Here is a 22874-nt window from a genome sequence, read left to right on the forward strand (position 1 = left end):
AGCTGAGAGTGACCTATAGGTCACTCTCAGCTTCACAACCTGGAGCTAGGCGAGCTTCTCGAGGATCAGCTCGCGGACGCGCTTGGCGTCGGCCTTGCCGCCGGTCGCCTTCATGACCGCACCGATGAGCGCACCGGCAGCGGCCTGGTTGCCGCCGCGGATCTTGTCCGCGACCGCGGGCTGCGCGGCGATGGCGTCGTCGACAGCCGAACCCAGGGCGCCGTCGTCGGAGACGACCGCGAGGCCGCGGGCGTCGATGATCTCGGCGACCGTGCCCTCACCGGCGAGGAGCCCCTCGAAGACCTGGCGGGCAAGCTTGTCGGTCAGCGAACCGTCGTCGACCAGCTTCTGCACCTCGGCGACCTGCACCGGGGTGACACCGAGCTCGGCCAGCTCGACGCCCCGGTCGTTGGCGCTGCGGGAGAGCTCGGCCATCCACCACTTGCGGGCGGCCTGGGCGGAGGCTCCCTCGGCGACCGTCGCCTCGATCAGCGACAGAGCGCCGGCGGCCCAGACGTCGCGCATCTCCAGGTCGGAATAGCCCCACTCGACCTGCAGACGGGCCCGCTTGTCGGCGGTACGCTCCGGCAGGCTCGCCCGCAGCTCCTCGACCCACTCCCGGGCCGGTGCCACGGGCACCAGGTCGGGCTCGGGGAAGTAGCGGTAGTCGTCGGCGTCCGACTTCGGCCGGCCGGCCGAGGTGGTGCCGGTGTCCTCGTGGAAGTGGCGGGTCTCCTGGAAGATCGCCTCCCCCGCGTCGAGAATCCCGGCGTGGCGCGACATCTCGAAACGTACGGCCCGCTCGACCGAGCGCAGCGAGTTGACGTTCTTGGTCTCGGTGCGCGTCCCGAGCGTCCCGGAGCCCTTCGGGGACAGCGAGAGGTTGACGTCGCAGCGCATCGAGCCCTGGTCCATGCGTACGTCGGAGACGCCCAGACCCAGCAGGATCTCGCGCAGCGCGGCGACGTAGGCCTTCGCTACCAGCGGCGCTTTGGCGCCGGTACCGATGATCGGACGGGTGACGATCTCGATCAGGGGGATGCCCGCACGGTTGTAGTCGACCAGCGAGTAGTCGGCGCCGTGGATGCGGCCGGTCGCGCCACCGATGTGGGTGGTCTTGCCGGTGTCCTCCTCCATGTGGGCGCGCTCGATGTCGACCCGGTAGGTCTCCCCCTCGACCTCGACGTCGAGGTAGCCGTCATAGACGATCGGCTCGTCGTACTGCGAGGTCTGGAAGTTCTTCGGCATGTCCGGGTAGAAGTAGTTCTTCCGGGCGAACCGGCACCACTCCGCGATCGAGCCGTTGAGCGCGAGGCCGATCCGGATGGCGCTCTCCACGGCCTTGGCGTTCACGACCGGCATCGAGCCGGGCAGGCCAAGACAGGTCGGGCAGACCTGGGAGTTGGGCTCGCCGCCGAACGTCGCCGGGCAGCCGCAGAACATCTTGGTGTTGGTGTTGAGCTCGACGTGCACCTCGAGCCCGAAGGCCGGGTCGTAGCGCTCCAGCACCTCGTCGAACTCGACGAGAGTGTCAGTCATCGGGCCACCTCCAGCTTGTCGATCGAGAGCACCGGACCGATGGCGCCCTCGAGCGCGGCACCGACGCGGTAGAGACGGGCGTCCTCCAGGACCGGAGCCAGGAGCTGTACGCCGACGGGCAGCCCGTCCACGTCGGAGACCCCGGCCGGGATGGAGATGCCGGGCGTGCCGGCCAGGTTGGCCGGGATGGTGGCCAGGTCCTGCATGTACATGGCCAGCGGGTCGTCGAGCTTCGCCCCCAGCGGGAACGCGGTCGACGGGGACGTCGGCGAGACCAGCACGTCGACCTGCTCGAAGGCCTTCTTGAAGTCCTCGATGATCAGGGTGCGGATCTTCTGCGCCTGACCGTAGTAGGCGTCGTAGTAGCCGCTGCTCAGCGCGTAGGTGCCGAGGATGATGCGGCGCTTGACCTCGTCGCCGAAGCCCGCGTCGCGGCTCGCCTTCATCACGTCCTCGGCGGACGGGTCGCCGGAAGGGGTGACCCGCAGGCCGTAGCGCATCGCGTCGAACTTGGCCAGGTTGGAGGAGCATTCCGCCGGCAGGATCAGGTAGTAGGCAGCCATCGCGTGCTCGAAGCTCGGCGTGGAGACCTCCACGACATCGGCACCCAGCTTGGTGAGCAGGTCGACCGACTCGTTGAACTTGCTCATCACGTCCGGGGCCCAGCCCTCGCCCGCGAGCTCCTTGATGACGCCGACCTTGACGCCCTTCAGGTCGCCGGTCGCGCCCGCGCGGGCCGCGTCGACGAGCCCGGTCACCGGGGTCGTGGTGGAGGTCGAGTCGAGCGGGTCGTGACCGCCGATCAGCTCGTGCAGGAGCGCCGAGTCGAGGACGGTGCGGGTCACCGGACCGACCTGGTCCAGCGAGTTGGCCAGGGCAACCAACCCGTAGCGGGAGACGGACCCGTAGGTCGGCTTCACGCCGACGGTGCCCGTGACCGCACCCGGCTGGCGGATCGAGCCACCGGTGTCGGTGCCGAGAGCCAGCGGCGCCTCGAAGGCGGCGACGGCAGCGGCCGAACCACCACCGGAGCCGCCCGGGATCCGGTCGAGCTTCCACGGGTTCCGCGTCGGTCCGTAGGCGGAGTGCTCGGTGGAGGAGCCCATCGCGAACTCGTCCATGTTGGTCTTGCCCAGGATCGGCAGACCGGCCGCCTTGATCTTCTTGACCACGGTCGCGTCGTAGGGCGGGACCCAGCCCTCGAGGATCTTGGAGCCGCAGGTCGTCGGCAGACCGGTGGTGGTCAGCACGTCCTTGACCGCGATCGGTACGCCGTCGAGGGCATGCAGCGCGTCGCCGCTGGCCCGGCGCGCGTCGGAGGCGGCGGCCTGGGACAGCGCGCCCTCGGCGTCGATGTGCAGGAAGGCGTGGACGTCACCGTCGACCGCGGCGATCCGGTCGAGGTGGGCCTGGGTCAGCTCGACCGAAGTGGTCTCGCCCGCGGCCAGAGCGTCGATCAGCTCCGCGGCGGTCTTCTCGATGAGAGTCACTGCTCGTCCCCCAGGATCCGCGGCACCGAGAATCGCTGCTCCTCGACGGCAGGCGCACCGGAGAGCGCCTGCTCCGGCGTCAGGCCGGGCACGACGACGTCCTCACGGAAGACGTTGGTCATCGGAAGCGGGTGGGAGGTGGCAGGCACGTCGTCGCCGGCAAGCCCCTGGATCGAGGCGACGGACTCGAGGATCACCTGCAGCTGCGGGGCAAGGTGATCGAGCTCGGCGTCGCTGAGGTCGATGCGGGCGAGGTCGGCCAGGTGCGCGACCTCGTCGCGGGTGATTTCTGGCATGCCGCACATCCTAGGCGGCCGAACGCCCATCTCTCACCTCGGCCGTGCCCGTGCCCGACGGGAGTTCCGCGCACATACAACCGATCAGTGGCCCCACCGCGTCCTCAACCCTGACAATCGGCTCGAGAGATCGGATGGATCGATGGCGAGACCCCCCACCGAGGAGCAGTTCGACGAGTTCGCCCAGGCTGCCTGGCCGCGGCTCTATCGCTCTGCCTACCTGCTCGTCGGGGACCACGCCAGCGCGGAGGACCTGGTCCAGACGGCGCTGGCGAAGACCTTCGGCAACTGGGGCCGGGTGCGCACGCTCGAAGCCGCCCCCGCCTACGCCAGGCAGGTGCTGTTCAACACCGCGATGAGCTGGTTCCGGAAGGCTTCGTGGAACCGCGAGAAGCCCACCGAGGTCCTCCCCGACCTCGGCCACGAGAACGACCCGACCACCCGCTCGGTGCTGCTCGACGCGGTCGCCGCGCTGCCTCCGCGCCAGCGCGCCGTCGTGGTCCTCCGTTTCTACGAGGACCTCGACGTACGCCGCACCGCGGCCGTCCTCGGCTGCTCGGAGGGCACCGTGAAGAGCCAGACCTCCTTCGCCCTCGACAAGCTCCGCACCATGCTCGGCGACCCGACTCTCACCCTGGAGGTGACCCCATGACCGACAACGACCTGCGTACGCTGCTCCGCGACGCCGCCGACGAGGTGTCCGTCCCTCGTCTGGCCACCGACGAGCTCCGCCACCGCACCCGCACCATCCGCCGGCGCCGGCGGGCCCGCTGGGTCGCCGGCACGGCAGCACTGGTGATGGCCGGCGCGGTCGGGACGTACGCCCTGAGCGGGACGCTCGGTGGCGACGAGCCCCACATCGCCGCGGCCGAGGGCGACCCCCGGGGCTGGGCGGTCGCCGAGGGCGGCACCGTCCACTTCGGTGACGGGAGCGTGGTGACGTACGGCGGCACGGTGAACGACCTGCGCTACACCTCGGTCGGGCTGCTCGCCCGGAGCACCGAGGACAACGCCCGCCTCTCGCTGATCACGACGGCCGGCGTGCAGCCGCTCGACCTCGGCGACGTGAGCGACCGGCTGATCGGCACCGACCCAGACTCGCCCTACGTCTCCTGGACCGTCGAGGACGGCGAGGGCTGGCTGGTCCGCGTCGTCGATCTCGACACCGGCGAGAAGGTCGCCGACGTCCCGGTCTCCGGGAAGTACACCTGGGCCGGCTGGAAGACCCCGCCGGTCGCCGTCGACGGGGAGCACGTCTACGTCGCCCTCGACGACCGCACCCTCGACGTCGCCTGGCGCGCTGGAGAGGTGTCGACCTCGAAGGGGCTCCCGGGCGGCTACACCACCGAGGTGATCAACGGCCGCGCGGTGACGCAGGATGCGACCGGCGAGACCCAGAGAGTGGTCGAGGTGGCCACGGGCCAGGTGCTCCTGACCACTCGCTCCTCCGACTACCCCGACGACCTGATCAGGCTCGAGCTCTCGCCCGACGGCAACCACGCCTTGGCGGCTCCCTACGCGATGTGCGACGAGAACGACAACTGCCGCTATGACACCGCCACCGCGCCGATCCACGTCCTCGGCCAGGGCACCGAGACCGCCATCGAGCTCGGCGACCACATCGGCTGGACCCCCGAGGGGCAGCTGATCCGGGCGTCCGGGACGAAGGTGGAGATATGCGACGAGGTCGGCCAGGAGTGCGCCGATACGCCGGTCACCCTGAAGAAGCGCGCCGACACGATCAGCGGCACGATGAACCAGTCCTGACCGCCTGCCTCAGAGCCCGTCCGGGCCGTCCTCCAGCAGCACCTTGAAGGCCGACTCGTCGAGGATCGGCAGGCCCAGCTCCTCGGCCTTGGCGGCCTTGGAGCCGGCGCTCTCGCCGACCACGACGTAGTCGGTCTTCTTCGAGACCGAGCCCGCGGCCTTGCCGCCACGGCTGATGATCGCCTCCTTGGCGCCGTCGCGGGAGAAGTCCTCCAGCGACCCGGTGACGACGATGGTCAGGCCCTCGAGGGTGCGCGCCACCGACTCGTCGCGCTCGTCGGCGAGGGAGACCCCGGCCGTACGCCACTTCTCCACGATCTCCTGGTGCCAGTCGACCTGGCGCCACTCGACGATGGCCTCGGCGATGATCCCGCCGACGCCCTCGGTGTCGGCGAGCTCCTCCTGGGAGGCGGCCCAGACGGCGTCCAGCGAGCCGAACTCGGTGGCCAGAGCCCGGGCCGCGGACGGGCCGACATGGCGGATGGAGAGCGCGACCAGCACCCTCCACAGCGGGACCTGCTTGCGCTCCTCCAGGTTGCGCAGCAGGCCGATGGCGTTGGCATTGAGCACCCGGTCGCCGGCACCGGCCTCCTTCTCGGCCTTCTTCGCGGCCCGGGTGAAGAAGGCCGTGGTGGCGAGCTTGGCCTCGTCGAGCGAGAAGATGTCGCCCTCGTTGGTGATCACCTCGGCGGCCAGCAGCGCGTCCGCCGCCTCGTAGCCCATCCCCTCGATGTCGAAGGCACCTCGTCCGGAGGCGAAGAAGACCCGCTCCCGCACCTGCGCCGGACAGCCGCGGTGGTTGGGGCAGCGCAGGTCCTTGTCGCCCTCCTTCTGCTCGGCGAGCGTGGTGCCGCACGCGGGGCACTCGGTGGGCATCACCCACGCCGGCAGCCCCTCGGGCCGCAGCGGCAGCACCGGGCCGAGGATCTCCGGGATGACGTCGCCGGCCTTGCGGAGGATGATCGTGTCGCCGGGGCGTACGTCCTTCCGCTTGACCTCGTGGGCGTTGTGCAGCGTCGCGCGCTCGACGGTCGAGCCGGCGACCTTGGTCGGCTCCATGACACCGAACGGCGTGACCCGGCCGGTGCGGCCCACGCCGACGTCGATGGCGAGCAGCTTGGCGTTGACCTCCTCCGGCGGGTACTTGTAGGCGATCGCCCACCGTGGCGCGCGGCTGGTCGAGCCGAGGCGGCGCTGCAGCGAGATGTCGTCGACCTTGATGACGACCCCGTCGATCTCGTGCTCGGTGACGTCGTGGCGGTGTTCGCCGAAGTAGCTGATGAACTCCTCGACCTCGGCGAGGCTCTTGAGCACCTTGACCCGCTTGGAGGTGGGCAGCCCCCAGGCCTTCAGCGCGTCGTACGCATGCGACTGGGCCACCGGCTGGAAGCCCTGCCGGGCGCCGATGCCGTGGCAGACCATCCCGAGCGCGCGGGTCGCGGTCACCCGCGGGTCCTTCTGGCGCAGGGAGCCGGCGGCGGAGTTGCGCGGGTTGGCGAACATCGGCTTGCCCGCGTCGACCAGGGAGGCGTTGAGCTTGTCGAAGGCCTCGATGGACAAGAAGACCTCGCCGCGCACCTCGACCAGGTCGGGCACCGGGAACTCGTCGGTGCCGGTGAGCCGGTGCGGGATGGACTTGATGGTGCGTACGTTCGGGGTGACGTCCTCGCCCGTGCGGCCGTCGCCACGGGTCAGCGCCCGGACCAGTCGGCCCTTCTCGTAGAGCAGGTTGATGGCCAGCCCGTCGACCTTGAGCTCGCACAGCAGCTCGGCCTGGCCGGCGCCGTCCTTGGCGACCCGGGCGTGCCAGCCGGCGAGCTCGTCGAACGAGAAGACGTTGTCGAGCGACTCCATCCGCTGCAGGTGGTCGACCGCGGTGAACTCCGTCGAGAACGTGCCACCGACCTTCTGGGTCGGCGAGTCGGGGGTGCGCAGCTCGGGGAACTGCTCCTCGAGCTCGTTGATCCGCCGCCACTTCTGGTCGTAGTCGGCGTCGGAGAGCGTCGGCTCGTCGAGCACGAAGTAGCGGTAGCGCGCGTCCTCGATCTGCTCGGCGAGCTCCTGGTGCTCGTTCTTCTGCTCCGGGCCTGCGTCGGTCACGTCATCGTTCACGGGCACCATCTTGCCTGGTCCCGCCGACAATTTCCGACGGCATACCCGCCGGGGCAATTTCGGCGTTTCCTGGGCCTGAACAACACTCGACTCCCTCAATATCGACGCAACCGATCAACACCTGGGTGACGGGGGTCACCAGAAGAGGGTAAATCGGGCTACCTTCCTCCCGCGTCGGGCAAGGCGGGCCGACACCAGTCCCCCAGTGACCGCCTTGTGAGGTCTGCGTGTTCTCTCGGATCGTGGTGACGCTGTCGGTAGCGCTCGCAATCGTCCTGGCGCCGGTCGGCGCTACGTACGCGCTCGGGCTGGGGAGCGTCTTCTCCAACGCTGCCGTCGAGATCTCGCTCGTGTCGCAGTCGAAGGACGGCGTGGTGATCGATGTCCACGGCACCGACTACAACGGCAAGACGCCCGGCATCGAGATCGCGCTCAACCCCTCCGGCTACCTCGGCTCGGGCACCAGGAACACGTTCATCAAGTCGGTCGTCATCAACCCGGACGACCCCGAGGACTGGACCTACCGGTTCACCCTCGACGCCGCCCAGGTCGCCGAGCTCGACCCGGACACCACCTACCAGATCATGACCATGCGTGGTGGCGGCCGCGACATCTACGACTCCTCCGAGTCGAGGCAGGCGAAGATCCCCTTCGACTTCGACGCGCTCGCCCAGCCCAGCAGTTCGCCGACCCCGGACGAGCCGGCCGACGACACCGGATCCTCCGACGGAACCGGCTCGGGTTCGGGCTCCGGTTCGGGCGCCGGCGGCGGTACGTCCTCGGGCCGCCCCGCCGGTGGCGAGTCCGGCGATGGTGCCGGTGCCGGCTCCGGCGACAAGCCGAAGGACAAGGCGCCCAAGAAGCCGTGGACCGCGCCCGAGGAGCCGCCGACCGCCAAGGGCGTGACCCTCACCGGGGTCGACGACGGTTCTGTGGACGCCGAGGACGTCATCCACGCCGAGGCCTCCGGGTTCAAGCCCAACGAGACCGGCATCAGGGTCGTCGTCTACTCGACCCCGCTGGTCCTCTCGACCAGCGTCAAGGCCAACGGCCACGGCGTCGCGAAGTGGTCCGGCCGGCTGCCCAAGGACATCGGCCTCGGCAAGCACACCATCACCTTCCAGGGCTCGGTGAACCGCGGGATCTCGTTCGTCGTGACCGGCACCCCGAGCGACGGCGAGTGCGTCCAGAGCGGTTGTGCCCCGGCGGCGGGAGCCGTCAAGAAGGCGGCCTCTGCCGAAGAGGGCGGCGTCGGCGCACTGACCTGGATCATCGTCGCCTCGATGATCGTCCTCGCTCTCGTGGGCGCTGCCGTCGCGATGCTCTCCGGGCGCCGCAGGCGCGACCGGGAGTGGGACGAGCCGAACTACGCGCAGGCGCCGCCGCGCTATCCGTCCGACCCCCGGCAGGCCTCGGGGCCCTACCCGGCCCATCCGCGCCAGCCGCAGCGTCAGCCCCAGCATTCCGCACAGCATCCCGCGCAGTATCAGCCGCAGCCGCCTCGTCACGAGACCGAGCTTCCGCGCCGCCTGCCGGACGCGCAGCCGTCGATCCAGCGTCAGCCGAACCGCCGCCAGCCGGCTCCTCAGCACGCGGCCCCTCAGCACGCAGCACCTCAGCACGCGGCTCGTCAGCAGCAGCCGCCTCAGCAGCCGGTCCCCCAGCAGCCGGTCCCCCAGCCGACCCATCGTCAGCCGCGCCCGCCGGAGTCGTTCGCCCCGCCGAGCCAGCGAACCCAGGCCTACGAGGGTCAGCGGGTCGCCGGACGCTGAGCGGGCTCAGCCGACCAGCGACTCACCCCGAGCGGCGGTCTCGGCCGCAACGGTCGGCCACAGCGTCTCCAAGGCCGTCTCGAGCCCGGCGAGGACCGGGTCGAGGTCGTCCCCGGGGAACGGGGCGGGTGCCTCCTGGCGTACGACCGCACAGAAGGCGCGGGCGTCCCCCTCAGCCGGATGGCAGCGGACGGTCTCGGCCAATCCGTCGGTCCAGCCGTCGTAGCCGTCGGTGTCGCCCTTGGAGCAGGTGAGCGTCGTGGGGCACTTCCGCTTCCCGGTGGGCAGGTTCGGGGCGTGGACCGCGGTGACGGTGCCGCCGCCGGGGGTGGTGCCGACGACGCCGAAGGCACCCTTGCCGTAGGCCGAGACGTCGGCCTTCTCGAAGGAGTCGACGTCGGCGTACGCCTTGGTATCGAGCAGTCCCGCCGCGATCGCCCCGGCGGTCAGCGCGACCTCGTCGGTGCCGTTGGCGCCGGCCGAGGGAAAGCCGCTGACCTGCGCCTTCGTCATCTTCATGGTCGTCTTCGTGCCGAGACGCGGGTCGGTGACCAGAGCGACCAGATCGTCGACGCTCACCTCGAGATCCAGCTTGCGGGGGTCGCCGGTGATCTTCTCGCCGACGTAGGCGGCCCGGCGCTCCTCCCCGCCGGCGGCGTGGGAGACCATCAGTTGGCCGGGGGTGCCGTCGTCGGTGGCGAGGTCCCAGGCGACGGTGGCCGTGCCGGTCTCGCCCTTCACCTCGACACAGCCCGACATCCCGTCGCGGCACCAGGTCGAGAGGAGGTCGTCGTCGACCGGACCGGCCTTCACCTCCAGCGAGTGGTCGGCTCCCCACAGGAGCACGGTGCCGACCTCGTCCCGCTCGAAGTAGAGGTCGCCGCCCTCGAACGCCTCCGGCTCGACGGGTACGCGCTGGAGCGTGATCGCCGCGATCGCCTCGGGCGTCGCGGGCTGGTTTCCGGGCCGCAGGTCGGCCGGGTCGATGCTCGCTGCTTGCGTCGGCCTGGGCTTCTCGTCCGCCTCCTGCGCCTCGTCCGCCTGGCGCGCCTCGCTGCCACAGCCGGCGAGCAGAAGAGCCGCGGCCAGCAGTGCCATCCCCCGTCTTTGCATGAGGGGAATCTACGCCAGGTGGCGCGCGCTTTCGGTGAGGATGCGCAGAGCCGTGCGGGCCCACCGCCCATCGGCACCGGCGAGGCCGCACGCGGGCGTCAGCACGATGTCGTGGGCAGCATCCAGCCCGAGCATGTCGAGCCAGCGCTCCACGGTCTCGGTGACCGACTTGTCGGTGGGCGCGGCGCCTGCCGGCGCGACCGCCGGGACCACGCCGAGCGCGACCGTGTCGCCGGCCTCCAGAGCCGTGGCCAGCTCGTCGTGGTCGGCGGCTGTGAGCTGGGTCAGATCGACGCTGATCCCCTTCGCGCCGGCCTTGCGGAGCAGGCCCAGCGGGGTGCCGGGAGCGCACGAGTGCACCCACGGGGTCGCGCCCTCATCGGCGATCGCGCCGAGCACCCACTCCAGCGCCTCGGAGGCCTCGGGCAGGTCGATGCTGCGATGCTTGCCGAACCCCGAGGCGGTCGGAACCTGGGCGTTGAGCACGGCACTCAGCGCCGGCTCGTCGACCTGGACGACCAGGGTGTCAGCGCCCGGGAGGCGGCGGCGTACGTCACGGATGTGGGTGCGTACGCCGTCGGCCAGCGCCTGCGCCAGGTCACGCCGGGCACCGTGGTCGGCGAGCAGCTTGTCGCCGCGCGGCCGCTCGACGGTGGCGGCCAGGGTCCACGGTCCGGCTACCTGGATCTTGAACGCACCACCGCCGGTGACGAGCGGAGAGTCCTGGGCCAGCTCCTCGACGGTGTCGAGGTCCTGGGCGAGCAGGCTGCGGGCGCGCCGGTGGTCGACTCCGGCGGAGCCTGAGGTGCCGGTCAGGCGCCAGCCCGCGGGCTGCAGGTCGGCGTCGAGTCCCTCGAGCACCGCCAGCGTCCGGCCGGTCATGTTCGCGATCGCGCCACGCGCGGGCAGCTCAGGCAGGTGCGGCAGATCCTGGAGCTCGCCGAGGACGATGCGGCAGACCTCGGCGTAGTTCTCACCCGGAAGCGACCCGACTCCAGTGGCCCTCACGCGAGCGCCACCCGGCGGGTCGTGGAGATGGTGACCGAGCCGACGACGCGGGTGCCGTCGTAGATGACCGCCGCCTGGCCCGGCGCGATGCCGTAGGCGGGGTCGAGCAGCTCGATCTCGGCTCCTTCGGGTCCCACGGTCACCCGGGCCCGGTGCTCGTCACCGTGTGCGCGCAGCTGGACGGTGCCCTCGAGGACGCCCTCGGGTGCACGCCCGGCCCAGCGCGGACGGATCCCGGAGAGGTGGTCGACGGCGAGATGCTCGCGCGGCCCGACCGTGACGGTCGCGGTGACCGGCTCGATGTCGAGCACGAACCGCGGCTTCCCGTCGGGCGCCGGCTTGCCGAGGCGGAGGCCCTTGCGCTGCCCGATCGTGTAGGCGTACGTCCCCTGGTGCTCGCCCAGGACCTCACCCGTCTCGTCGACGATGGGCCCGGACTCGTTGGGAGCCCGCTCACCCAGCTTCTCGCGCAGCCAGCCGGCGTTGTCGCCGTCGGCGACGAAGCAGATGTCATGGGAGTCGGGCTTGTCGGCGACGAGCAGGCCACGGCGAGCGGCCTCCTCGCGCACCAGCGGCTTGGGGGTGTCGCCGAGCGGGAACAGCGAGTGGCGCAGCTGGGCCTGATCGAGCACCCCGAGCACGTAGGACTGGTCCTTGCCGCCGTCGACGGCACGGTGCAGCTCGACCAGCCCGTCGGCATCCTCACGAAGCGTCGCGTAGTGGCCGGTCGCGACCGCGTCGAAGCCGAGCGCGAGCGCCCGGTCCAGCACGGCGGCGAACTTGATCTTCTCGTTGCAGCGCAGGCACGGGTTGGGCGTGCGCCCCTCGGCGTACTCCGACATGAAGTCCTCGACCACGTCCTCGTGGAAGCGGTCGGAGAGATCCCAGACGTAGAACGGGATCCCGATCACGTCGGCGGCACGGCGGGCGTCGTTGGAGTCCTCGATCGTGCAGCACCCGCGCGCGCCCGAACGATAGGACGCCGGGTTGCGCGAGAGCGCCAGGTGGACGCCGGTGACGTCGTGGCCGGCTTCCTTCGCACGTGCGGCAGCGACGGCGGAGTCCACCCCGCCGGACATGGCAGCGACGATCCTCATCGCTGCAGCCCTGCCGCGCGGCCGCGCTCGACGGCGGGCCCGATCGCCGCCACCAGCCGGTCCACGTCCTCGGCCGTGGTGGTGTGACCGAGCGAGAAGCGCAGCGAGGAGCGCGCCTGCTCGTCGGACTGTCCCATGGCGAGGAGCACATGAGAGGCCTGAGGTACGCCGGCGGAGCAGGCCGCACCGGTCGAGCACTCGACCCCGGCCGCGTCGAGCAGCATCAGCAGCGAGTCGCCCTCGCACCCCGGGAACGCGATCTGGGCGTTGTTGGGGAGCCGGTAACGGCCCAGCGGCTCCAGCGGCGGGCCGTTGAGGTGGGTGTCGGGCACCTTCGAAAGCACCTGCGCGACCAGCTGGTCACGCAGTGCCCCGACCCTGCTCGCGTAAGCCTCCTGCTCCTTGACCGCGAGCTCGACCGCGGCCGCGAAGCCGGCGATGGCCGCGGTGGCGTGGGTGCCGCTGCGTACGTCTCGCTCCTGGCCGCCGCCGTGGACGAGCGCGGTCAGCTCGAGCTCGCGGCGTACGACCAGCGCGCCGGCGCCCACCGGTCCGCCGAGCTTGTGGCCGGTCAGGGAGAGCGCGTCGACGCCGCTGGTGGCGAAGTCGACCGGCACCGCGCCGACCGCCTGGACGGCGTCGGTGTGGACCGGGATCCCGTGTTCGGCGGCGATCGCAGCGATGTCGGTGACCGGCTGCAGCGTGCCGACCTCGTTGTTGGCCCACATCACCGAGATGAGCGCGACCGAGGCGGGGTCACGCTCGATGGCTTCCTTCATCGCGGCGAGGTCGATGCGGCCGGTCTCGTCGCACGGGACGAGCTCGACGTGGGCGCCCTCGGTCGACTCCAGCCAGTGCAGCGGGTCGAGCACGGCGTGGTGCTCGACGGTGGACGCCAGGATCCGGGTGCGCCCCGGGTCCTGGCCGCGGCGGGCCCAGTAGGCGCCCTTGAGCGCGAGATTGTCGGCCTCGGTGCCACCGGAGGTGAAGACGACCTCACCCGGGCGGGACCCGAGCGCGGCCGCGATCCGTTCTCGGGACTCCTCCAGCACCCGGCGGGCACGGCGACCCGATGCGTGCAGCGAGCTCGCGTTGCCGACCAGCGCCAGCTCCGCGGTCATCGCCTCGATCGCCGCCGAGGCCATGGGCGTGGTGGCGGCGTGGTCCAGGTAGACGGTCCGGGGGTTCATCGTCTACCAAGGTTACGGCCCGATGGCCGCGCTTGCTGAAACGTCGCCGCCCGTTCACCTCGCCTACCTAGGGTCAGGCGCATGTCACAGGGATTCCGCGAATACATCGACAACCTGATCACCGAGGGTCACACCATCGGCGAGGATCACGATGACGATCCGGTGCTCCTGGACCCGGCCGGCAAGGCCGTCGACACCTGGCGCGAGAACTACCCCTACCCGGAGCGGATCGAGCGCGAGGCCTACGACGAGCAGAAGTACCTCCTCCAGGTCGAGCTGCTGAAGTTCCAGCGCTGGAACGACCGCGTCGGCGGCAAGCACGTGCTGCTCTTCGAAGGCCGGGACGCAGCCGGGAAGGGCGGCACGATCAAGCGGTTCATGGAGCACCTCAACCCCCGCTACGCCCGCACGGTCGCGCTGTCCAAGCCGTCGGACCGGGAGTCGCGGCAGTGGTTCTTCCAGCGGTACGTCCAGCACCTGCCCACGGCAGGTGAGATGGTCCTCTTCGACCGGTCCTGGTACAACCGCGCCGGCGTCGAGCGGGTCATGGGCTTCGCCTCCGACGACCAGTACGAGCAGTTCATGCACCAGGTGCCGCTCTTCGAGCAGATGCTCGTCGACTCCGGCATCACCCTCACGAAGTTCTGGTTCTCGGTGGGCCGCTCGGAGCAGCGGACCCGCTTCATCATCCGCCAGATCGACCCGGTTCGGCAGTGGAAGCTCTCCCCGATCGACGTCCAGTCGCTGGACAAGTGGGACTCGTACACCGCCGCGAAGGAGGAGATGTTCCGCCGCACCGACACCGACTGGGCGCCGTGGACCACGATCCGCTCCAACGACAAGAAGCGCGCCCGCCTCAACGCGATGCGCTACTTCCTCGCCCACCACGACTACGACGAGAAGGACACCGACGTAGTCGGCACCCCCGACCCCCTCATCGTCCAGCGCGGCATCGACGCCGTCGGCGACTAGATGTGCGCCAGGTGCGCCTCGATGCGTTCCTCGAGCGCACCGGCGTCGCCCAACCCCAACGGAAGAACCGAGACGTACGCCGCGACGAACGCCCCACGCACCTCGGCCGGCGTCGGCGCCCAGTCGTGATAGCGCGTCCCGAGGAGGACGGATGCTTGGGCGAGGTCGTCCACCCGGCGCCGGTACGCGCTCTCCTCCAGATCCAGGACCGCCACGATCCTCCCGTCCGCCCAGAGGATGTTGGCCGACCTGAAGTCGTTGCCGACCAGCTGAGCACCCGGCCCCGGCGGCTCCTCGGTGGGGATGGTGCCCGGGTAGTCGGACATCACGACATGCATCCGCGCGAGCATCTCGCCCGCGGCCCGGACCTGCACCGGGTCGGTGATGTCCAGCAGCTCGCCCTCGATCACTCGCTGGAGCCCCAGCGAGAACCCGTCGACCTCCACCTGGACCCTGCCGTCCCTAGCCGCAAGCGGCACCGAGACAGGTATCCCCCGCTCCCCCAGCCACACCGTGAGCCGAGCGATCTCCGCCAAGCGCGCGAACACGCGCGGCCGCATCGACCACTTGGCGACCATCCGGCAGCCGCCGACGACGATCCACGCCAGACAGTTGGCGTCGCTGATCACCAGCCGTTCGCACCCCTCCACCCCCAGCCCCCAGTCTTCGGCGAGTACGCCCTTCAGCCAGTCGATCGCGTCGGCTGCGCTCTCGAAGCCGAACCGTTCAGTCAGAGCCGCGTCTGGATCGGCCGACTCCCAGAGCATGCTGATCGGCGTATTCATGGGTCGCAGTCAAGCAGGTGGGTGGGGGCTGTCGTGGGCGTCGCGTGCTGGTCGTTGCCTCTTGAGGCTGATGGCCGCCGACCCTTTCGGGGAGGGTGTTCTCGCGTCGGCGGCGGGGTTTGGCGCGGAGTCCTTCGGTTGTGTGCGGGCTTGGGATCTGGGGTCGGGGAGCCTGGTCAGGCGGGGTCTCCTCGGTGCCTACACAAGTCGACGACACCTTGTGAAAGTTTCACAAGCACGCCGTCGATATTCGACGGGAAGCCATCGTGGCTGGTGGTGCTTCCTCCCTGGATGCTCACCATCTCCCGTCCCAGGCGAGATCCCGTGGACGGGCAGACAGAGTCGAGCGCGCCTGCGCCAGCGCCCCCGGCACTCATCCGCCTGGCCGCGACGTCCTCGAAGCTGAGCAGCAACAGCGAGGACAGGATCAGGCTGGCCGCATCGACGAGTGTTGCGGACAGGCATGACGCGGCGCAGGGGCGACAGCGCCGACGGATCGGATGGGCCCGTCCAGATCAGTCCGATTCCGGTCCAATCGACGCGACGAGCCTGGCGGCGGCCGGCAACCGCAGCGGCGACACGACGCTGTGCCAGGACACAACCAGCGGGCTCGGGCTCGGGCTCGGCCTCGGGCTCGGTCGCGGGCTCGGTCGCGCACGGCTGCGGCGACGGGATCGATCGTCCCGGGTCAGCCGGTTCGAGTACGTCGGGCGAACCGGATCTGCCCGTCCGGTAGCCGCTCATAGATGCAGTTGGCATCGTGGATCCGACGATGATCACTCGCACACAACAAGACCATGTTGGCCATGTCTGTCTTGCCGCCTTCGGACCACGGTTTCAGATGATGCGCTTCGGTCCAGGCGGCGGGGGCGTCGCAGTCTTCGGCTTGGCAGCCCTGATCGCGTAGCCGGAGGGCTCGGTGTTGGATCGGGTGCGCCAGGCGGGCGGTTCGACCTAGGTCCAGCACTTCGGAGTTGGTGCCGAGGACGGCGGGGACGAGGTCGGCGTTGCAGGCCATCCGGCGGGCTTCGGCGGCGGTGATCTTCTCGCCGTCGAACCCCAACGCTGCGGTGCCGAGGTCCTTGCGGAGGTCCTCGACGCTCATGGTGATGAACATCGTGGTGGCGTGACCGCCGTGCCTGGGGAGCAGGTCGACGTCGTAGGTCTCGATCACCCGGGCGAACGCCTGCCCCAGCAGCCGGTCGTAGGGGGCTTTGCGGCCCTTGTTCTCCGCGGACCACTTCCGGGGCTGGGCCAGCGAGTCCAACAGAGTGCGCAGCCGCATCCCGACCGCCTGGGAGACCCGGGCGTGGATGTCGATGGTGCCGTCACCGTTGGCGCGCGAGGAGAAGAACGTGCGCCGTTGGGCGTGCTCCTCTTCCCGCTGCAGCGCCTTGGCCTCGGCTTCCTCGAACCGGGCAGGGTCGATCTCGGCGAGGATCCGGCGTCCGGCGATCTTGAGCTCGTTCGCGGTCATCCAGGCGGCATAGTCGACCAGCATCTTCTCGGCGAGGACCAGGTCTTCGCTGCTGGTGGCGGGGTCGGTCTCGATGGCGTCGAGCGCCTTCGTGATCACCCTCGCCTTGTCCTGAGACACCACCCCCTCAGCCAGACCAGCAGCCACGAGGTCGTACTTGGACACGCTGGCGGCGAGTTTGATCTGGGAACGGGCCACCCCCTTGTCGACCAACAGCTCGGTCCGCAGCCATCCCGACGCGTCCTTCGCGCCGGTCTCCTCGGCGATATCACCAGCAGACGCGAGGACCCGCAGTTTCAAGGCGGCTTGTTTGGCGTGGATCTTCTCCAGCTGGGCCAGGCGGTCCTTCTTCTGGCCGGTGCGCCAATAGGCCGGGTCCCCGGCCAGCAGCTTGTCGAGGGAGGACTCGATGGCGGCCAGTTCGGCGTCGATCGCATCATTAGGGTTGGTGCCCCACTGGTCGATCCCAGGCTCGAGACTCATCGTGTTCCCTCCCTTCAGAGGTGTGTTGTGATGGATCTGATTCTACGCCTCGAACGGACACCTAACCACCCATAGGTGCAGGTCAAACGCTGTTTTCGCGGTGAGCGAACGACATCGCTGCTGTGGATGGTAAGTGGCCCGAAGGGCCACCACTCGACCCCCATCAACACCACCCTTCCCAGCAATGAATGCGCTGCGCCACACCCGGGCCGCCGCCCCGATAGCCAGCCAATCTTTTCTCGATCTGGTCCGGAGTCCAGGACCGCGAAGCGGCCGGCGAAGCCGGCGCCCGCAGGGCGTCCTTGACGCCGGTCCAGATCGAGAAGACCCTCCAGAACGGGTCGGCGGCCCACACCCCCAAGAAGCAACAGCCGAATCCGCGTACACCCAAAAGCAACTGCCCACCCCCGCAACCTCAGCTACGGTCCAAGGCCATGAAGCCCCTCGGCGACGTACCCTGGCCCCCAAACCCGATCGTCACCGACCGCCTGATCCTCCGAGAGACCAGGACGAAGGACAGACCAGGGCTGGCCAAGCTCCTCTCGGACGAGCAAGTGCAGGCCTACCTCGGCGGCCCGCAGCACACCCGAGAGGAGCTGGAACAGCTGATCCCCGAGGACCCGAACACCAGACCCGGAATCTTCGCCGTCGAGCACGCCGGCGAGTTCATCGGCAGGATCACGATCCAACGTCGCGACAGAGCCTGGGCCCACCACGTACGCGAGGAGGGGGACGAGGTCGAGCTCGGCTACGAGCTTCTCCCGACCACCTGGGGCAAAGGCATCGCGACCGAAGCCACCCGGGGCGCGCTCGGCTGGATCGAGAGGACCCTCCCTGGCGAGCCGGTCGTCCTCACCACCCAGGTGGCCAACGAACGCTCCCTGCGCCTGGCCCAGAAGCTCGGGTTCGTCGAGGTCGAACGGTTCGAAGCCTACGGCGCGGAGCAGTGGTTCGGGGTGCTCAAGACCGGCTAGCCGGGCGGAGCCTCAGTCCTCGGGAGTGCCGAGGTAGGCAACCAGAGCCAGGTGGTCGGACCCCGGCACCTCGACCGTCTCGGTCGCGAGCGCGACCAGCGCGTCCCCGATCAGCACATGGTCGATCGCGGTCGACGGCGGGAGAGGTACGCCGGCGAACCCCTCGGTCGGCCAGGTGGGCTGCCATCCGGCGTTGCTGGCCCGGGCCGCGTCCTGCACGTCGGCGTCGTCGAGCAGCCGCCTGATCGTGTGGTGGTCGAGCGAGGCGTTCAGGTCGCCCAGGACGAGGTCGGGCTTCTCGGCGGCCGCCTCCTCGATCATCAGCTCCTGCTCGGCTGGCCACGACGCGAGCGTGGGCGGGGCCGGGTGGGCGACGATGACCCGCCGCTCGCCGACATCGGCGACCCACGAGCCCATGGACGTGTCGAGACGGCGCGACTTGGTGATCGGCTGGTCGGCGAAGATCATCGTGCCGGTGGTGCCGGGGGCGGCCTCGCCGATCCGGTAGGGCAGCTGGTCGCGCAGCGTCCTCGACAGCTCCGCGAACGCCTCCGGGGTGATCTCCTGGACGGCGAGCACGTTGACCTTGTGCGCGCGCACCGCCTCGACCACCGCGTCGGTCTCGCCCTTGCCCTCGAACAGATTGGTGGTCATCACCGTCAACGGCTCACCGGCGCTGGTAGCGCGAGATCCCGCGTAGAGCGGCGCCTGCCACGCCACGTGCACCGCCAGCAGCAGCGCGACGACACCGGCGAGGACCCCGAACCGGATCCGCCCGGGACCGGTGGCCAGCCAGACCAGCACCAGGACCGCGACCAGGCACAGGGCGTACAACCCGACGCCGAAGGGCGCGAACGCGGCCAGGCGCACCGCCCGCAGGTCCGTGCTCGCCAGTGCCCGGGAGAACGTGATCGCCAGCGCGGGCAGGCCACAGACGACCAGCACTCCCCACGCCAGCGCCAGCGGCACCCACCGAGCACGACTCACAGCACTACCAGGTCGTCGCGGTGGATGACCTCCCGAGCGTACGCAGCGCCCAGGTTGGCCTCGAGATAGCCGGAGGAACGGCCGGCCAGCCGCGGGATCTCGTCGGCGTCGTAGTTCACCAGGCCCCGTGCGACGGCCACACCCGACGGGTCGACGACGTCGACCGGGTCACCTGCATGGAACGCCCCGGAGGAGCCGGTGACGCCGGCCGCCAGCAGCGAGGCACCCCGCTTGCTGATCGCGGCGACCGCGCCGGCGTCGACGGTGATCGACCCGACCGGCTCTGTGGCGTGCTGGAGCCACAGCAGGCGCGCAGGGCGCCGCTTGCCGACGGCATGGAACAGGGTGCCGACCGCCTCGCCCGCGAGAGCCGCTCCGGCCTGAGCGGCCGAGGTGAGCACGACCGGTACGCCGTCCTCGACCGCGATCCGGGCGGCCTCCAGCTTCGTCACCATGCCCCCGGTGCCGACGCCCGCGGCACCTGCCTTGCCGATGGTCACCCCGGCGAGGTCGTCGAGCGAGGCGACCTCGCCGATCCGCTGCGAACCAGGGTGGGAGGGCGGCGCGTCATAGAGCGCGTCGACGTCGCTGAGCAGCACCAGCAGGTCGGCCTTGACCAGATGGGCCACCAGCGCCGCGAGCCGGTCGTTGTCGCCGAACCGGATCTCGGAGGTGGCCACCGTGTCGTTCTCGTTGACGATCGGGAGCACACCCAGGTCGAGCAGCTTCGACAGCGTCGCGTCGGCGTTGCGGTAGTGCGCCCGCCGGTTCAGATCGTCGACCGTGAGCAGCACCTGACCTGCGATGATGCCGTGCCTGGCGAGCTCGTCGGTGTAGCGGTGGACCAGCAGACCCTGACCCACGCTCGCCGCCGCCTGCTGCTTGGCCAGCGCCCGCGGACGCTTGGCCAGCCCCAACGGAGACAGCCCGGCCGCGATCGCCCCCGAGGAGACCAGTACGACCTCGGCCCCGGCGGCCCGGGTCTTGGCGAGTACGTCGACCAGTGCACTGACCCGGTCGGGGTCGATGCCTCCCGCGGCCGTCGTCAGCGACGACGACCCGACCTTGACCACCACCCGGCGTGCCCCGGTCACGACCTCGCGCTGCACCGATCCCCCTCGTACGTCAGCCTGTGCTCTCCGCTTCGCCGGATCCTACCGGCGCCGATGCCGGTCGAACCGCACGTTTCCGCTGGTCGAGCGGCGCTACTCCGCCGAGCGCTGTGCCGAGTCCGCCGACGGGTCGCTCTCGGCCCAGTCGGCGTCCGGGTCGTCGTCCCCGCCGATCTCGTACGCCACCGGGCCGGCCCCGTCACGCAGCCGTCGGGCGACATCGGCGCGGGCTTCGTACTCTTCCTTGGTCTCCATCCCGGCGTCGATCTCCCGCCGGCGGGAGGCAGCGGGGCGCTCCTCGTAGAAGCGCTGGTCCTCGCCACGGCGACCGAGCATCTCGGCACCGGTCTCGATCGAGGGACGGAAGTCGAAGACGACGGCGTTGGCCGGGTCGCCGATGATGACGGTGTCGCCCTCCTGGGCCCCGAGCTCGACCAGGCGCAGCTCGACGCCGAGCCGGTTGAGACGATCGGCGAGGTAGCCGACGGCCTCCTCGTTCTCGAAGTCGGTCTGGCGCACCCAACGCTCGGGCTGCGGGCCGCGGACGAGGTATTCGCCGTTCTTCGAGACCTTGACCGTGAAGCCGCCCTTGCCCTCGGCGCCCTCGGGGCGCAGCACGATCCGGGTCGGCGGCGCCACCGGAACGTCCTTGCGCGAGGCGGCGACCAGCTCGGCCATCGCATAGATCAGCTGCTGGGTGCCCTCGCCGGAGGCCGCGGAGATCTCGAAGACCTTCATCCCGCGCTTCTCGAACTCGCCGACGGTCATCTCTGCGATGTCCCGCCCGTCCGGGACGTCGACCTTGTTGAGCGCGACCAGCCGCGGCCGGTCCTCGAGACCGCCGTGGCGGGAGAGCTCGTTCTCGATGACGTCGAGGTCGTCGATCGGGTTGCGGCCAGGCTCGATGCTCGCGGTGTCGATGACGTGGACGAGCGCGGCACAGCGCTCGATGTGGCGCAGGAACTCGTGGCCGAGCCCGCGGCCGTCGGCCGCACCCTCGATCAGGCCCGGTACGTCGGCGACGGTGAAGGTGATCTCGCCGCCCTTCACGACGCCGAGGTTGGGCACCAGGGTCGTGAACGGGTAGTCGGCGATCTTCGGCCTGGCTCGCGAGATGGCCGCGATCAGGGACGACTTGCCGGCGCTCGGGAACCCGACCAGCCCGATGTCGGCCACGACCTTGAGCTCGAGCCCGATCTCTCGCGCCTCGCCCGGCTCACCGAGGAGCGCGAAGCCGGGGGCCTTGCGCTTGGAGGAGGCCAGCGCCGCGTTGCCGAGCCCGCCACGGCCGCCCTCGGCGATCACCAGCTCGGAGCCCGGGCCGACCAGATCGGCCAGCACGTTGCCGTTCATGTCGGTCACCACGGTGCCGTCGGGGACCGAGAGCACCATGTCCTCGCCGTGGGCGCCGTTCTTGTGGTCACCGGCGCCCTGGCCGCCGTTGGGGGCCTTGCGCTTGGGGCTGTGGTGGTAGTCGATCAGCGTGGTCACGTCGGGGTCGACGCGCAGGATGATCGATCCGCCCGGACCGCCGTTGCCGCCGTCGGGGCCGCCGAGCGGCTTGAACTTCTCGCGGTGCACCGACGCCACCCCGTGTCCGCCGCGACCGGCCTCGACGTGGAGGGTGACGCGGTCGACGAAAGTGGGTACAGCCATGGCTCCAGCCTACCGACGGCACGCCCCACACCTGTTATCCGCGCGACTCGTCGGGGTGCCGGGTGCAGACTGTGCGCATGCGTGTGGGAACTGTGATGTGGCCGATCGAGGACTGGCCGGCGATGGGCGAGCGTTGGGTGCAGGCCGAGCAGCTCGGGTTCGAGACGGCGTGGGTATACGACCACCTGGCCTGGCGCGGGCACAGCCCGTGGGAGGAGGCGTTCACCTCGATGGCGGCCGCGGCCGCCCTGACCTCCACGATCCGGCTCGGAACGCTGGTGACCACCCCCAACTTCCGTACGCCGATCCCGACCGCTGCCGCGATCCGCAGCCTCGACCGGATCTCCGGCGGGCGGATCACGATCGGCATCGGAGCGGGCGGCGACGACCACACCTCCGACGGCGACGTGCTCGGGCGGGAGTTCACACCTCGCGAGCGCGCGGACCGGTTCGCGGAGTGGACCCGCACCGTCGACCTGCTGCTGCGCGACTCACCGGTGACGATCGACGGCGAGCACTGGCAGACCCACGAGGTCACCGTCTCCCCCGGCCAGGTGCAGCAACCGCGCACCCCGCTGTGGCTGGCCGGCAACGGCCCGCGCGGGATCCGGCTCGCCGCCGAGGTCGGCGACGGGTGGATCGCCAACCCGAAGGCCGAGAACCCGAAGGCATACGTCGCCGAGCGGCTCGAGATGCTGCGGGAGGCGTGCGAGAAGCGCGGGCGCGACTACGACGCGATGCCGAAGCTGTTCATGTCCGGCTTCACCGAGGAGCCCTGGACCGAGTCGGCCGACGCGTTCGAGGATCTCGCCGGCTCCTACGCCGAGATCGGGATCACCGACATCGCGATCCACTGGCCGCGCACCGGCACCCGCTGGGAGGTCCCGTGGGACACCTTCGAGTCCATAGCCGACCGGGCGACGCGCCTCTGACGGCCCTCGACAAGATCCGCGCCGAGTCGGCTCGTTCTAACGAGCCGACTCGCCGAAGAATTCGGTCAGGACGAGCCGACTCGGCAAGACGGCGACGGGCCCTCTCCCGGAG

Annotated in this window: 19 protein-coding genes; 6 read left to right on the plus strand and 13 right to left on the minus strand. The window is 70.3% G+C overall.

Features of this window, described 5'->3' with window-relative positions; all coding sequences use genetic code 11:
* Positions 1-45: 45 nt before the first annotated feature.
* From gatB to gatC, 3 genes are read right to left on the minus strand one after another with little or no spacing between them, the layout of a single operon-like run.
* Entirely contained in the window at positions 46-1539 is a 1494-nt protein-coding gene (gatB, locus tag ACFU7D_RS17245) for an Asp-tRNA(Asn)/Glu-tRNA(Gln) amidotransferase subunit GatB (RefSeq protein WP_378869183.1), read from the minus strand.
* Positions 1536-3029: an Asp-tRNA(Asn)/Glu-tRNA(Gln) amidotransferase subunit GatA gene (gene gatA / locus ACFU7D_RS17250; protein WP_378869186.1), complete on the minus strand. Its 1494-nt coding sequence runs from the start codon at positions 3027-3029 to the stop codon at positions 1536-1538. The genes gatB and gatA overlap by 4 nt, the downstream gene beginning before the upstream one ends.
* The gene (gatC, locus tag ACFU7D_RS17255) at positions 3026-3325 is read right to left on the minus strand and encodes an Asp-tRNA(Asn)/Glu-tRNA(Gln) amidotransferase subunit GatC (RefSeq protein WP_091049380.1); all 300 of its coding nucleotides are present in this window, start codon (positions 3323-3325) and stop codon (positions 3026-3028) included. Before gatC ends, gatA begins: the two co-directional genes overlap by 4 nt.
* A gap of 142 nt (positions 3326-3467) precedes the next feature.
* On the opposite strand from gatC, the gene ACFU7D_RS17260 reads away from it, so the two are divergent.
* Together ACFU7D_RS17260 and ACFU7D_RS17265 are read left to right on the plus strand one after the other, a co-directional pair.
* Positions 3468-3977, plus strand: a complete 510-nt coding sequence (locus ACFU7D_RS17260; RefSeq protein ID WP_378869188.1) for a SigE family RNA polymerase sigma factor — start codon at positions 3468-3470, stop codon at positions 3975-3977.
* Entirely contained in the window at positions 3974-5092 is a 1119-nt protein-coding gene (locus tag ACFU7D_RS17265) for a hypothetical protein (protein WP_378869191.1), read from the plus strand. The genes ACFU7D_RS17260 and ACFU7D_RS17265 overlap by 4 nt, the downstream gene beginning before the upstream one ends.
* Positions 5093-5101: 9 nt before the next feature.
* On the opposite strand, the gene ligA is transcribed toward ACFU7D_RS17265, so the two are convergent.
* Complete coding sequence (ligA, locus tag ACFU7D_RS17270) at positions 5102-7213, minus strand: NAD-dependent DNA ligase LigA (protein ID WP_378869193.1); 2112 nt, start codon at positions 7211-7213, stop codon at positions 5102-5104.
* 218 nt (positions 7214-7431) lie between these two features.
* Between ligA and ACFU7D_RS17275 the strand changes: the two genes are divergently transcribed.
* The gene (locus ACFU7D_RS17275; RefSeq protein ID WP_378869195.1) at positions 7432-8976 is read left to right on the plus strand and encodes a hypothetical protein; all 1545 of its coding nucleotides are present in this window, start codon (positions 7432-7434) and stop codon (positions 8974-8976) included.
* 6 nt (positions 8977-8982) lie between these two features.
* Here ACFU7D_RS17275 and ACFU7D_RS17280 read toward each other — a convergent pair whose 3' ends face one another.
* From ACFU7D_RS17280 to ACFU7D_RS17295, 4 genes are read right to left on the minus strand one after another with little or no spacing between them, the layout of a single operon-like run.
* Positions 8983-10089 carry a hypothetical protein gene (locus ACFU7D_RS17280; RefSeq protein WP_378869198.1) on the minus strand — a complete coding sequence of 369 codons (1107 nt, stop codon included), beginning with the start codon at positions 10087-10089 and terminating at the stop codon, positions 8983-8985.
* 9 nt (positions 10090-10098) lie between these two features.
* Positions 10099-11097 (minus strand): methionine synthase, encoded by a 999-nt coding sequence (locus ACFU7D_RS17285; RefSeq protein WP_378869199.1) that lies wholly within the window; start codon positions 11095-11097, stop codon positions 10099-10101.
* Positions 11094-12194, minus strand: a complete 1101-nt coding sequence (gene mnmA / locus ACFU7D_RS17290) for a tRNA 2-thiouridine(34) synthase MnmA (RefSeq protein WP_378869202.1) — start codon at positions 12192-12194, stop codon at positions 11094-11096. The genes ACFU7D_RS17285 and mnmA overlap by 4 nt, the downstream gene beginning before the upstream one ends.
* Positions 12191-13384 carry a cysteine desulfurase family protein gene (locus tag ACFU7D_RS17295; RefSeq protein ID WP_378869205.1) on the minus strand — a complete coding sequence of 398 codons (1194 nt, stop codon included), beginning with the start codon at positions 13382-13384 and terminating at the stop codon, positions 12191-12193. Before ACFU7D_RS17295 ends, mnmA begins: the two co-directional genes overlap by 4 nt.
* A gap of 81 nt (positions 13385-13465) precedes the next feature.
* Here ACFU7D_RS17295 and ppk2 point away from each other — a divergent pair, with 81 nt between their 5' ends.
* A complete protein-coding gene (gene ppk2 / locus ACFU7D_RS17300) occupies positions 13466-14356 on the plus strand; it encodes a polyphosphate kinase 2 (protein WP_378869208.1) in 891 nt (296 codons plus the stop codon).
* On the opposite strand, the gene ACFU7D_RS17305 is transcribed toward ppk2, so the two are convergent.
* Together ACFU7D_RS17305 and ACFU7D_RS17310 are read right to left on the minus strand one after the other, a co-directional pair.
* The gene (locus ACFU7D_RS17305; RefSeq protein ID WP_378869211.1) at positions 14353-15141 is read right to left on the minus strand and encodes a phosphotransferase; all 789 of its coding nucleotides are present in this window, start codon (positions 15139-15141) and stop codon (positions 14353-14355) included. The genes ppk2 and ACFU7D_RS17305 overlap by 4 nt on opposite strands.
* A gap of 688 nt (positions 15142-15829) precedes the next feature.
* Positions 15830-17101 (minus strand): DUF222 domain-containing protein, encoded by a 1272-nt coding sequence (locus tag ACFU7D_RS17310; protein ID WP_378869214.1) that lies wholly within the window; start codon positions 17099-17101, stop codon positions 15830-15832.
* Between the two features lie 434 nt (positions 17102-17535).
* On the opposite strand from ACFU7D_RS17310, the gene ACFU7D_RS17315 reads away from it, so the two are divergent.
* Entirely contained in the window at positions 17536-18075 is a 540-nt protein-coding gene (locus ACFU7D_RS17315) for a GNAT family N-acetyltransferase (RefSeq protein WP_378869217.1), read from the plus strand.
* Between the two features lie 12 nt (positions 18076-18087).
* On the opposite strand, the gene ACFU7D_RS17320 is transcribed toward ACFU7D_RS17315, so the two are convergent.
* The 3 genes from ACFU7D_RS17320 to obgE all read right to left on the minus strand — a co-directional run bounded on the left by ACFU7D_RS17320 (position 18088) and on the right by obgE (position 21830).
* Positions 18088-19062 (minus strand): endonuclease/exonuclease/phosphatase family protein, encoded by a 975-nt coding sequence (locus tag ACFU7D_RS17320; protein WP_378869219.1) that lies wholly within the window; start codon positions 19060-19062, stop codon positions 18088-18090.
* Positions 19059-20171: a glutamate 5-kinase gene (gene proB, locus ACFU7D_RS17325; RefSeq protein ID WP_378869222.1), complete on the minus strand. Its 1113-nt coding sequence runs from the start codon at positions 20169-20171 to the stop codon at positions 19059-19061. The genes ACFU7D_RS17320 and proB overlap by 4 nt, the downstream gene beginning before the upstream one ends.
* A gap of 96 nt (positions 20172-20267) precedes the next feature.
* Complete coding sequence (obgE, locus tag ACFU7D_RS17330; RefSeq protein ID WP_378869225.1) at positions 20268-21830, minus strand: GTPase ObgE; 1563 nt, start codon at positions 21828-21830, stop codon at positions 20268-20270.
* Between the two features lie 77 nt (positions 21831-21907).
* Here obgE and ACFU7D_RS17335 point away from each other — a divergent pair, with 77 nt between their 5' ends.
* Positions 21908-22762 carry an LLM class flavin-dependent oxidoreductase gene (locus ACFU7D_RS17335; RefSeq protein WP_378869228.1) on the plus strand — a complete coding sequence of 285 codons (855 nt, stop codon included), beginning with the start codon at positions 21908-21910 and terminating at the stop codon, positions 22760-22762.
* Positions 22763-22874 lie beyond the last annotated feature (112 nt).

Origin of the sequence: Nocardioides sp. NPDC057577 (assembly GCF_042801335.1) — a bacterium.
GTDB lineage: Bacteria > Actinomycetota > Actinomycetes > Propionibacteriales > Nocardioidaceae > Nocardioides.

Coding starts and splice junctions, on each gene's coding strand:
- gatB (WP_378869183.1), bottom strand. CDS start 1,539: ATGACTGACACTCTCGTCGAGTTCGACGAGGTGCTGGAGCGCTACGAC.
- gatC (WP_091049380.1), bottom strand. CDS start 3,325: ATGCCAGAAATCACCCGCGACGAGGTCGCGCACCTGGCCGACCTCGCC.
- ACFU7D_RS17260 (WP_378869188.1), top strand. CDS start 3,468: ATGGCGAGACCCCCCACCGAGGAGCAGTTCGACGAGTTCGCCCAGGCT.
- ACFU7D_RS17265 (WP_378869191.1), top strand. CDS start 3,974: ATGACCGACAACGACCTGCGTACGCTGCTCCGCGACGCCGCCGACGAG.
- ligA (WP_378869193.1), bottom strand. CDS start 7,213: ATGGTGCCCGTGAACGATGACGTGACCGACGCAGGCCCGGAGCAGAAG.
- ACFU7D_RS17280 (WP_378869198.1), bottom strand. CDS start 10,089: ATGCAAAGACGGGGGATGGCACTGCTGGCCGCGGCTCTTCTGCTCGCC.
- mnmA (WP_378869202.1), bottom strand. CDS start 12,194: ATGAGGATCGTCGCTGCCATGTCCGGCGGGGTGGACTCCGCCGTCGCT.
- ACFU7D_RS17295 (WP_378869205.1), bottom strand. CDS start 13,384: ATGAACCCCCGGACCGTCTACCTGGACCACGCCGCCACCACGCCCATG.
- ppk2 (WP_378869208.1), top strand. CDS start 13,466: ATGTCACAGGGATTCCGCGAATACATCGACAACCTGATCACCGAGGGT.
- ACFU7D_RS17305 (WP_378869211.1), bottom strand. CDS start 15,141: ATGAATACGCCGATCAGCATGCTCTGGGAGTCGGCCGATCCAGACGCG.
- ACFU7D_RS17310 (WP_378869214.1), bottom strand. CDS start 17,101: ATGAGTCTCGAGCCTGGGATCGACCAGTGGGGCACCAACCCTAATGAT.
- ACFU7D_RS17315 (WP_378869217.1), top strand. CDS start 17,536: ATGAAGCCCCTCGGCGACGTACCCTGGCCCCCAAACCCGATCGTCACC.
- obgE (WP_378869225.1), bottom strand. CDS start 21,830: ATGGCTGTACCCACTTTCGTCGACCGCGTCACCCTCCACGTCGAGGCC.
- ACFU7D_RS17335 (WP_378869228.1), top strand. CDS start 21,908: ATGCGTGTGGGAACTGTGATGTGGCCGATCGAGGACTGGCCGGCGATG.